The 10576-nt window shown below is 67.7% G+C and carries 9 protein-coding genes; 5 read left to right on the forward strand and 4 right to left on the reverse strand.

Features of this window, described 5'->3' with window-relative positions; all coding sequences use genetic code 11:
- The first annotated feature begins 11 nt into the window (after positions 1-11).
- The gene (locus GTY96_RS15520; protein ID WP_143903829.1) at positions 12-236 is read left to right on the forward strand and encodes a hypothetical protein; all 225 of its coding nucleotides are present in this window, start codon (positions 12-14) and stop codon (positions 234-236) included.
- 21 nt (positions 237-257) lie between these two features.
- Here the strand turns inward: GTY96_RS15520 and GTY96_RS15525 are convergent, their stop codons facing one another.
- Positions 258-716 (reverse strand): FKBP-type peptidyl-prolyl cis-trans isomerase, encoded by a 459-nt coding sequence (locus tag GTY96_RS15525; protein ID WP_143903831.1) that lies wholly within the window; start codon positions 714-716, stop codon positions 258-260.
- A gap of 138 nt (positions 717-854) precedes the next feature.
- Here GTY96_RS15525 and GTY96_RS15530 point away from each other — a divergent pair, with 138 nt between their 5' ends.
- Entirely contained in the window at positions 855-2063 is a 1209-nt protein-coding gene (locus GTY96_RS15530) for an MFS transporter (RefSeq protein ID WP_143903833.1), read from the forward strand.
- A gap of 16 nt (positions 2064-2079) precedes the next feature.
- Here GTY96_RS15530 and GTY96_RS15535 read toward each other — a convergent pair whose 3' ends face one another.
- The 3 genes from GTY96_RS15535 to GTY96_RS15545 all read right to left on the reverse strand — a co-directional run bounded on the left by GTY96_RS15535 (position 2080) and on the right by GTY96_RS15545 (position 5933).
- Positions 2080-2517 carry a GNAT family N-acetyltransferase gene (locus tag GTY96_RS15535; protein ID WP_143903835.1) on the reverse strand — a complete coding sequence of 146 codons (438 nt, stop codon included), beginning with the start codon at positions 2515-2517 and terminating at the stop codon, positions 2080-2082.
- 14 nt (positions 2518-2531) lie between these two features.
- Entirely contained in the window at positions 2532-5396 is a 2865-nt protein-coding gene (locus GTY96_RS15540; protein ID WP_143903837.1) for a TonB-dependent receptor domain-containing protein, read from the reverse strand.
- 93 nt (positions 5397-5489) lie between these two features.
- A complete protein-coding gene (locus GTY96_RS15545) occupies positions 5490-5933 on the reverse strand; it encodes an HIT family protein (protein ID WP_161665135.1) in 444 nt (147 codons plus the stop codon).
- Between the two features lie 140 nt (positions 5934-6073).
- On the opposite strand from GTY96_RS15545, the gene GTY96_RS15550 reads away from it, so the two are divergent.
- The 3 genes from GTY96_RS15550 to GTY96_RS15560 all read left to right on the forward strand — a co-directional run bounded on the left by GTY96_RS15550 (position 6074) and on the right by GTY96_RS15560 (position 10482).
- Positions 6074-7714, forward strand: coding sequence for a carboxypeptidase-like regulatory domain-containing protein (locus tag GTY96_RS15550; protein WP_161665136.1), 1641 nt, complete (start codon positions 6074-6076; stop codon positions 7712-7714).
- 306 nt (positions 7715-8020) lie between these two features.
- On the forward strand, positions 8021-9850 hold the full coding sequence (locus GTY96_RS15555) for an Ig-like domain-containing protein (RefSeq protein ID WP_161665137.1): 1830 nt from the start codon (positions 8021-8023) through the stop codon (positions 9848-9850).
- Between the two features lie 164 nt (positions 9851-10014).
- Complete coding sequence (locus GTY96_RS15560) at positions 10015-10482, forward strand: response regulator (RefSeq protein WP_161665138.1); 468 nt, start codon at positions 10015-10017, stop codon at positions 10480-10482.
- The last annotated feature ends 94 nt before the right edge of the window (positions 10483-10576 follow it).

Below are 10576 nucleotides of genomic sequence, written 5' to 3' on the forward strand. Positions count from 1 at the left end.
GGAGTCCTTGCGTGAACGCCCTCATCCTCCGCTTCGTCTGTGGACTGCTGTTCATCGGCATGGTGCTGGGCGTGGTGACGCATCCCCCGAAGGACCTCACGCAGGGGCTGGGCATGATGCTGCCCGCGACGATGCTGCTGGGCGTGGCGCTGAAGGGCCCTCGGGGCCGCTCCACGTTGCCGAAGAAGCGCACGCCCCCGGCGCCGCCCGCGTCGGGTGGGACGCCTGGCGTCTGAGGGGCGTGCCGCGCAAGCGCGTCAGTAGAGGGCCAGCAGCTCCACGTCGAAGACGAGCACGGAGTCCGCGGGGATGGCGGGCGGGGAGCCTCGCGAGCCGTAGCCCAGGTCGGAGGGGATGACGAGCTTGCGCTTGCCGCCCACGCGCATGCCGACGAGGCCCTCGTCCCACCCGTCGATGACCTGCCCCGCGCCCACCGCGAAGACAAACGGCTCACCGCGGGTGCGGCTGTTGTCGAAGAGGGAGCCGTTGGGCAGCCACCCCGCGTAGTGCACCTGCGCGCGGCTGCCCTTGGCGGCCTCCTTGCCGGTGCCCACGACCAGGTCCTGCGTGTAGAGCCCGGACTCGCTCTTGTTCATCGCGGACAGGTCCACGCCCAGGGAGTCGGCGTAGGTCACCTTCGCGGGGTCGCCGCTGTCGTCGGAGGAGCCACAGCCCGCCAGGGCCAGCACGGCACACAGAAGAAGGGATCGAAGCATGGCCCGCAGCCTGCCCCGCGCGGGCGCCCTGGGGAAGGGGCACGCGGGGCCTGCTCGCCCGGACGGTGACATCCACGCGGGGCCCGCAGGTCCTGCTTGAAGGTCGACCGCGTGGGGCATATCCGTTCCAGCCGCCCCATGCAGACGCCTGCCCCCGCTCCCCGCTCCTCGTCCTTGAGCTCCTCGCTGGTCTGGCTGATGGCGGGAGCCGCGGCCCTGACCGCCGCGAACCTCTATTACAACCAGCCCCTGCTGGGAGACATCGGCCGGGACCTGGGCGGGGCGGGGAGCGCGCTGGGCCTGGTGCCCATGCTGACGCAGGTGGGCTACGCGGTGGGCATGCTGTTCCTGGTGCCGCTGGGCGACAGCCTGGAGCGCCGCAAGGTCATCCTCACGCTGTGTGTCTGCGTGGCCGTGGCGCTGGTGGCGGCGGCGCTCGCGCCCTCGCTGAACCTGCTGGTGGCGGCGAGCTTCGCCATCGGCGTCACCACGGTGGTGCCGCAGCTGCTGGTGCCCTTCGCGGCGCAGCTCGCGGAGCCCTCGCAGCGCGGGCGGGTGGTGGGCACGGTGATGAGCGGGCTGCTCATCGGCATCCTCCTGTCGCGCACGGCCGCGGGCTTCGTGGGCACGCACCTGGGCTGGCGCACCATGTTCTGGGTGGCCGCGGTCCTCATGGTGGTGCTGGGGGTCGTGCTGCGCTTCACGCTGCCCGCGCAGCCACCGCTGGCGGTGATGCCTTACCCCGCGCTGATGCGGTCGCTCATCCACCTGGCGCGCACGGAGCCGGTGCTGCGGCTGCACGCGCTGCTGGGCGCGCTCACCTTCGGCGCGTTCAGCGCCTTCTGGGCCACGCTGGCGCTCTACCTGCACTCGCTGCCGGCGCGCTACGACGCGCAGGTGGCGGGCCTCTTCGGCGTGGTGGGCGTGGCGGGCGCGGCCATCGCGCCGCTGGTGGGCCGCTCCGTCGACAAGGGCGCGGGCCGGCGCATCAACGCCATGGCCATCGCGGTGTTGTTCGCGTCCTTCGGCGTGCTGTGGCTCGCGGGGGAGTCGCTGTGGGGCATCGCGCTGGGCGTGGTGCTGCTGGACCTGGGCGCGCAGGCGAATCAGATCGCCAACCAGGCGCGCGTGTACGCGCTGCAGCCGGAGGCGCGAAGCCGGCTCAACACCCTCTACATGGTGACCTACTTCATGGGCGGTGCCGCGGGCGCGTGGCTGGGCACGTCCGCCTGGACGCGCGCGGGCTGGCCGGGCGTGTGCGCGGTGGGCGCGGCGATGTCGCTCACGGCGCTGGTGGCGGTGCTGTGGAGCAGCCGCCGCGCGCCGGCGCGGGTCCCCGTCACCTGAGCGCCTTCCGGACTTCCTAGAGGTCGCGCTGCATGTTCCGGTGGGGGATGCCCACCTCTTCGTATGGCTCGCCGTACAGCGCGTAGCCCAGGCGCTCGTAGAAGGGGACCACGGGCGTGCGCGCGTGCAGGTGCACGTGGCGGAAGCCGCGGCGGCGCAGCTCCTCTTCCAGGGCACGCACCAGCCTGGCGCCCACGCCCTTTCCTTGGAGCGCTGGCGACACCGCCATCTGGAAGAGCCGTCCTCCGTGCGCGTCCTCTGGATGGAAGAGGACGCAGCCCAGGACGGCGCCGCCCTCGTGGGCCACCAGGTGGAGGCTCTCTTCCTCGAAGGGGAACTTCACGTCCCCGCGCGCGTGGCCCAGGGGCTCGCGCAGCACGCGGAAGCGCAGGTCCAGCTCACCGGCGTACAGCGGATGCGCGGTGTGGATGAAGTCGAGTGCGAGGTCGGCCATGGCGGGCGAGTCTGTCAGAAGCTGCCGGTGAGCTGGAGGTTGAAGGTGCGGCCGTACTGGGGCACGGGGCCGGCGGACACGTCTTCGCTGACGATGAAGGCGTAGCGGGTGTCCAGCAGGTTGTTCACGCCGGCGAAGTAGCGCAGCCGGCCGTAGTCGCCAGACACGCCGAAGCCCACGAGCAGCGCCTCTCCGCCGGCCGCGCCAGCGACGCCGGGCACGCGGGAGCTCTGGTAGGTGGCCTGCGTGGCGATGCGCATGTCGCCGTTGCCCACGGGCAGCAGGAAGCGTCCGGAGGCCAGGTGCGCGGGCGCGGCCTCCACCACGTCCTGCGAGGCATTGCGCAGCGTCACGTAGGAATAGCTCAGGTCCACCAGCAGCCAGCGGCCCGGCTGCCAGTGCAGGCCGGCCTCCGCGCCCCACGCCAGCGTCTCACCGGAGTTGTTCGTGTACACGAGGCACTGGGTGGGGGCGTTCGTGGTGCCGCAGCCGGGCGTGGGCGCGGACTCCGTGGTGAGCGTGACGAGCTGCGAGATGCGGTTGTGGTAGCCGGCCACCGTCACGCGCAGCTCGTCGGACAGGTCGTGCGAGTGCTCCACCTCGAAGGTGGTGATGGTCTCCGGGTTCAGATGCGTCGGGCGCCGCTGGGTGAGGAGGTTGTCCTCGTAGAACAGCTCGTAGACGTTGGGCGCGCGGAAGGCGCGGCCGACGACGAGCTTCGTCAGGCCCTGCGCGTAGGGCCGGCCGATGACGGAGAGCCTGGGCGTGAGGGGCAGCGTGTCCAGGTCGGAGTACCGGTCCACGCGGAAGCCCAGCGACAGGGTCAGGCGCGGATGCAGGCGCCATTCGTCCAGCGCGTACACGGATATGAGCGAGCGCGTCGGCGCTTCCAGGGGGGCCACCACCGCCGGGCTCACGCTCTTCTGCTCCAGGCGCAGCTGGGCCTGTCCCTCCACGCCCACGGTGAGGCGGTTGCTGTCGAACAGGCCCGCCAGCAGGCGCGCCTCGGCGGTGAGCCAGTCCGCCGCGCCCGAGTCGGTGTTCGACTGCGACGTGTCACCGCCGTAGTTCCAGTGGCCCTGGTAGCGGCTGAGGTCCACGGCCCCGCGCAGGGACAGGAGGAGGTGTTCGGACAGGGGGCGCTCGTACTTGGCCTCCGCGAAGCCGCGCACGTCCTGCACGCGGGTGCCCTGCGCGCCCACCAGGGTGCCGTAGGGCGCGGTGGGCACGTCCTTGCTGCGTCCATGCAGCTGGGCCACGAGCGACAGGTTGCCCCAGCGCGCCCGCACCGAACCGGTGCCGGCCTTCTCTCCATCCAGGCCGGTGATGATGGGACCGGGGTCGCCCAGGCGGGTGGTGTCCGCGCCGTGGGACTTCATGCCCGCGAGGCTGAAGAGGATGGAGCGCTGCGAGTCCTCCCACGACGTGGTGGCATGCACCAGGGTGGAGCCCAGCGCGCCCACGGCGCCGGTGATCTCCAGCCGCCGGTCCAGGCCCAGGGTCTCGCGCGGGACGACGTTGATGACGCCGAAGAACGCGCCCGTGCCGTACAGCGCGCTGCCGGGGCCGCGCACGACTTCGATGCGCTCCACCTCCTCCAGGTCCACGCTGAGGTCGTGCGCCGCGTAGCCCTGGCCGGCCCACACGTCATTCATCGCGTGGCCGTCCCAGAGGATGAGGATGCGCGTGTTGAGGTCCCCGGGCGGGGAGAAGCCACGCACGCCCACGTAGGTGTACGTCCGGTCGTCGGTGAGGAAGAAGCCGCGCACGCCGGCCAGGGCCTCCGCGAGCGTGCGCCAGCCGAAGGCGCGCAGCTCCTCCGGGGTGAGCACGGTGGTGGAGGCGGGGGCCTCGTCCACGGACAGGAGGCTCTTGGACGCGGCGCGGACCGGGGGCGGCTCGTAGCGCAGGGTGGCGTGGACCTTCACTTCCTGATCGGGAATGACGGTGACCTTCTGGCGCACCGGGCGCACGTCGCGGCTCTCCACCTCCAGGACGTGTTCGCCCTCGGGGAGGGTGACGACGGTGGGGGTGAAGCCGGCGGGCCGGCCGTCCACGCGCACGGTGGAGCCGTCGTGGTTGGAGGTGACGACGACGCGGCCGGTGGGGCGGGTCTGGGCGCTCAGGGTGACGGCGAGCGGCAGGGTGCCTTCCGCCGGCACGTCGATGACGTACTGGCCGGGCGCGTGGCCGGGCGCGCGCACGTGGAGCACGCGCTGGCCTGGCGACAGGCGCAGCTTCGCGGGGATGCGGCCCAGCACGGGGCCGGTGGGGTTGTCGCGGATCTCCGCGCCCTCGGGGGTGCCGCTGATGTCCACCACGCCGGTGATGAGGGAGAGGTCCAGATCCACGGGGACCTCGCGGCCCCGGGTGACGGTGACGGTGGATTCAGCGGGGCGGTAGCCGTCCTTGCGGACCAGGACCTTGTGGCGGCCTGGGGAGAGCGCGAGCGTCTGGGGCGAGCGGCCCCGGCTGCCCAGGTCGGTGCGGTCGACGAAGACGTCCGCGCCCCGGGGGTTGGTGGTGACGCGCACCAGGGCGACCTTGGGGCGCAGCCGCTCCAGGGAGCGGTTGACCTCCGAGGCGTCCTCGGCGGGCAGGTCCTCCCCGAGCAGGTCATTGTAGTAGCGGTACGCCTCGTTGAACTTGCCCAGGGCCTCGAAGCAGCGCGCGATGTTGAAGAGCACGTTGCGGTTGGGCACCAGCCGGTAGCTGGTGAAGTACGAGCGCAGCGCCTCCGTGTAGTTGCCGTGGGAGTAAGCGTCGTTGCCCAGTTCGAAGGCGATGTCGGCTTCGTCCGCCGTGTTGTCCGCGAGTGCGGGACTGGCGGCGAGGAGCCACAGGGAGAGCAACCAGGGACCGAGGGGGAACGCACGCATGAGGACCCCGGCATTCTTCCCCCGATACGGTGTCAGGTCCATGACAGTGGAACCCGGCGGGGAAAGTCGGGGTGGGAGCACGCCGGGAGTGGGTCAGCGGGCGAGCGCCGCCGCCAGCCGCCGGGCCGAGGCTTCCAGTGTTTCCGTTGAAAGGTGCTCGCCGGGGGCGGCGTCGAACGCGCCCCGCCCCCGCAGGTGGGGCGGCGTGTCCGCGAAGCGGGGGACGAGGTGCAGGTGGAAGTGGCGGAGCACGTCACCGATGGCGAAGGCATAGACATGCTCCGCGCCCAGGGCCTCCCGCTGGGCGCGCATCACCCGGGCGGCGAAGGGGCCCAGCTCCCGCGACACCTCCTCCGCCAGGTCATACCAGCCGCGCACGTGCTGATCGCTGGTGAGCACCACCCAGCCGGGGACGGGGCTGCCCGAGGCCACCCCATGGAGCACCAGGCCGGGGACGCGCGCCAGGACGCCACCCGGTGGGTGGACCTCTCCTCGAACGATGGCGCAGCCCAGGCAGGGGTCGTTCACGTCTGACATGGCGAGTCATCCTCCTCGAAGGCGTTGGGTCGAAACTACCCCACCTTGACGTCACCGCCCTGGGTCGGGGAGTGTCCGATATCCGCCCTTGGGAAGCAGCTGGGGTGTGAAAATTCCGTCATAAATTCAAGGTGGGGACGATGAAGAAGCATGTGCTGATGGCCGTGTTGCCGCTGCTGGCTTGGGGGTGCGGTAGCCCGACTGACGCGGACAACGATGGTGTCGCGGACGGCATCCGGACTCCGAACAACGTGTCGGTGGTGGTGCCTTCGACGCCGAAGGGGACCGTGTCGGGCCAGGTGCTGGGCACGAACCTGCAGCCGCTGGAAGGCGTCACGGTGGCGATGACGATTGGCAGCCAGGCCACTGGCAAGACGGCGACCACGGATCCGAGCGGCAACTTCGTGATGACGGACGTGCCGGCGGGCGCGCAGGTGCTGCTGACGTTCAGCAAGAGCGGCTTCGCGACGCTGCGTGCGACGTCGACGGTTCCGTCGGCGGCGGGCACGGTGCCCATCAACAACGGCAACGCGAGCTTTGGTCCCGTGACGCTGGCGCAGCTGAACAGCACGCTGCGCTTCCAGGTGGTGACGCCGCAGGGTCGCCCGGCGGTGGGCGCGAAGGGCACGCTGGAGGTGGACCGCGCGGGTTCCATCCTCCTGAGCAACTACGACCAGGCCTCCTCCGTGGTGAGCCGGGTCATCGTGGAGGCCACGTCGGACGGTGAGGGCGTGCTGACGTTCAACGGCGTGCCCAGTGGTACGGAGATGGCGCGGCTGAACGGCAACTTCAACCTCTACGTGGCCCCGCTGGATGCGAACGGCGATGGCATCCCGGAGTCGGGTGGCTACGTGAAGAGCTACTCGGGCGCGGCCATCGTGGGCACCAGCGTGACGACGCTCGTCCCGCTGCCGTACGCGAAGCCGTCGAACGTGGCGCTCGCGGTCGAGGGTGGCAACGTGGCCAGCCTGAAGGGCGTGGACAATGACCCGCTGCGGAACATGGTGCGTCCGGGCGAGTCCATCTACGTGTACTTCAACCAGCCGGTGCAGCCGGGCTCGCTGCTCGTGCGCCTGACGGACGAGTACGCGAAGGAGTCGCTGCCGGTGACCTCCTCGGTGACCCTGGGTGGCTACTCGGCGATCATCACGCCGACCGGCGGCATCATCCAGGAGGGCAAGGAGTACAACATCTTCGTGCGCGCGGTGTCCGCCGAGGGCGGCACCAACTACAGCCGCACGGGCTTCTTCTTCGGGGGTGATCAGTCCACCCCGAAGGCCGTGAGCATCGCGGAGCTCCGTTACCAGGAGCAGTCCCTGCCGCCCGCAGCTGCAGCGACGCAGCTCAACACCGGCGAAGTCGTCTACGTGAACTTCAGCGTGCCCATCACGAAGCAGACTGGGACCTCCGTTCAGGTCTTCTTCGGTTCGGACATCGACAACAATGGCACGGTGGGTGGTAACTCCTACGGCGAGATCGGCAACTACAGTGGCCAGGGCTTCCCCCTGGACATCGCGGAGCCCGTGAAGCCCTACGCGACGCGCACTCCCGCCGAGCTGCCTGTCTTCACGATCCAGCCGTCTGGCTACAGCACCCGTTACTCATTCACCTATGGTGGTTCCGTCGCTCTCAACCCGAGCCAGATCCGGCTCGTCGTCGCGTTCAGCTACCTGGGGCCAGTTCAGGGCATCAACGATGTCTACGAGACCATCTGGGGACAGCCCCTCAACGTAGACCTGGAGGCGACGGGCATCGCCCAGCAGGCCGCGCCGACCCTGTAATCCAAATCACGACATCGTGAAGTAGTCGGGTTGAGCCATCACGGATGCCCCTGCGAAGCCCTGACTTCGCAGGGGCATTTTCGCTTCAGAGAGGCTCTCCTCTTCAGTGATGAGTCGCTGAAGACAAGCTTTGCGACTCCTATGGACGCCTGGGTGGGCATCCTGGTGCCTGCCACCTCGCAGGGGAGTTCATTGCGTGTCACTGGACGGATGAGATGTCTCGCGGATAGGACGCCCAGTCCCCGCGTAGAGACCCTAGGGATTCATCCGCTGCGGTATGCTCCGGCGAGAGACGCTGGGAGCATCGTGGATACGATCTTGCTTCAGGTGGGATTCATGCTCCCAAATCGGCTTTGCCTCGCGTTGTTCCTGTGGCTCCTTTCGTGTGCCTGCATCCAGATTCCTGATCTGGTGCAAGGTACTTCGCCGGATGCAGGAAGCCCGTATACGGGTCCCGTGCAACTCGATTGGTTGTCGCCCGCCTCGGATACCACCACCAACGGAACGCTCCAGATTCAGGTGGAGGTTTCCGGGCCCGCCCCGAACCGTGTGGAACTGCTGGTGGATGGTGCTCCTGTCACGATGCTTGAATCCCCATACTCATGGAAGTGGGAGACTTGGCTCGTTTCAGAAGGCACGCATGTGCTCGCCGTACGCGCGCTGAGAAACGAGCAGGTCTTCCTGAGTCCCACGAGGACAGTGACTGTTGACAGGACGCGTCCCAGGATGATCGCCCAAAGTCCTACCACGGGTGCTTCTGCGGTTCCCGTGTCGACGCCCATTCAAGCAACTTTCTCCGAGCCGTTGGATGCCTCGACCGTGAACAGGCAGTCGATCCAGTTGATGACGAATCGTGGGAGCTTGGAGGCGGCTGTCCATCTTTCGGAGGACGGAAAGATGTTGACCTTGAGTCCCACCTCTCCGTTGCCGGTCGACCAGCGAGTTCGGGTGGTGGTAGCCGACACGGTGGTTGATTTCGCCGGCAATAAGCTCGAATCGATGTTTGGGGATTGGGAGTGGTTCGTTCCTCCTTATCTGCTCTTGGGCGACCCGTTGTTCGCAGGGAAAATTGAAGAGAGCAGCATCAATGACTCTGCGCTCCGTATGGGGAAGGATTCCCGTCCTGTGGTGGCTTGGACACAAGACAGGAGTGTTCATGCGAAACGTTGGAGTGGTGATGGCTGGGAGTACCTTGGCGGTCCCTTGGCTGGAAGCACGAGCTATAGCATCTGGGGACATGACTTACAGATAGACGCTGAAGGGCGCCCAATGTTGGCATGGCGGGAGTATTCCGAGAGTGCCCCGGATCAAATTCATGTCAGGCGATGGAATGGGGCTGCTTGGGATTTCATGAACTCCCCTATGGCAACCACGCTGTCCAAGGGGAATATCCGGTGGTTGGGATTTGCATCAGGCTCCCAGGGACTGCCTATTGTGGCATGGCGCGAAGAGAACTCCACGCAGGCGCAAGTTGTTCTGCGTCAATGGGACGGGAGTGCTTGGATTGTGAAGGCTGCGCCATTGCCTCTGAATAGAAACTTGGTAGTTAACTACATGGGGTTTGATGTTGATGGTTCGGGAAGGCCTGTTTTTGTGTTTCGCGAGACCGACTCGAACGCTAGCGAAGCCGGGCGCGTAGTACAGTGGAATGGATCCTCTTGGACGGATATCCCAGCGGGCCTACTGGGGCTCCCAACGACTTGTTTTGTTGATGGCAACGGGAATGTGTTGGTGGGTGTGACCGCTTTGGTGGACGGGGAATGGAGGAATCTTGTCAAAAAATGGGATGGGCGGAGTTGGCTTACAATGGGTGGTCCTCTGGAGAAGATCGCCAACGGGATAGACGGAACCGTCGAGTCTATTGAGCTTGACTCTCAAGGGCTGCCTGTCGTTTTGGCCAGTGTGGCGACGTCCTCTACGGATAGCTCGATCCGAGTTGGGCAGGCGCAACGCTGGACGGGAGTTCAATGGGAGCCCCTGGGTGGCGTCCTGATGCCGAGCCCTGGCAAAGCGACCTTGGGACGGCCCGCCTTTGCTCTAGCGGCGGATGGCGAGCCCGTCATTTCATGGACGGAGCGAATCCACCCAGCCACCACAAGCATGTCGATGGTCCACGTCTACCGCCTCAACCAATAACCCCAGTCCCATCGCCCACCTACACCGTCCTCCAGCGTTCCCATGTTTCACACCGGACACCGGGCTCACCCTCCCGTCCCGTCCAGGGAAATCTTGCGAGAACGGGCGCTTTGCCGGGGACGTGTTTAGATTCGCCCCTCCCCTGCATGCGAGGCCTCTGCTCCATGAAGAACGCGGTCACGACATCCCAGGAGGGCGAGCCGACCGCGAGCGGTGGGACGGCTCCCACGAACGCCAAGCAGCGCGTCCTCGTCGTGGACGACTTCGACGACGCTCGCGAGATGTACGCGGAGTACCTGGAGTTCTGCGGGTTCGAGGTCGACACCGCCCGCAATGGCCTGGAGGCCGTGGAGAAGGCCCAGGAGGGGGAGCCGGACATCATCCTCATGGACCTCTCCCTGCCCGTCATGGATGGCTGGGAGGCGACGCGGCGCATCAAGCAGGACACCCGCACCCGCGACATCCCCGTGATGGCCCTCACCGGCCACGTGCTCGCCGGCAACGCCGAGCACGCCCTGTCCGTGGGCGCGGACGAGTTCGTCGCCAAGCCCTGCCTGCCCCAGGACCTGGAGAACAAGATCCGCAACATGCTCAAACCCAGCAAGGCGAAGCCCCGCTCCAGTCAGGAGTAACCCCCAGCGCGTTCCCGGGAGTGTCCACGGGTGGACACTCGGGTGGGGCCCTCTGTGCTGGCGCGGCCTCGGGCGTGGCCCCGAGTTGACCCCC

The organism is Corallococcus silvisoli, from assembly GCF_009909145.1.
GTDB lineage: Bacteria > Myxococcota > Myxococcia > Myxococcales > Myxococcaceae > Corallococcus > Corallococcus silvisoli.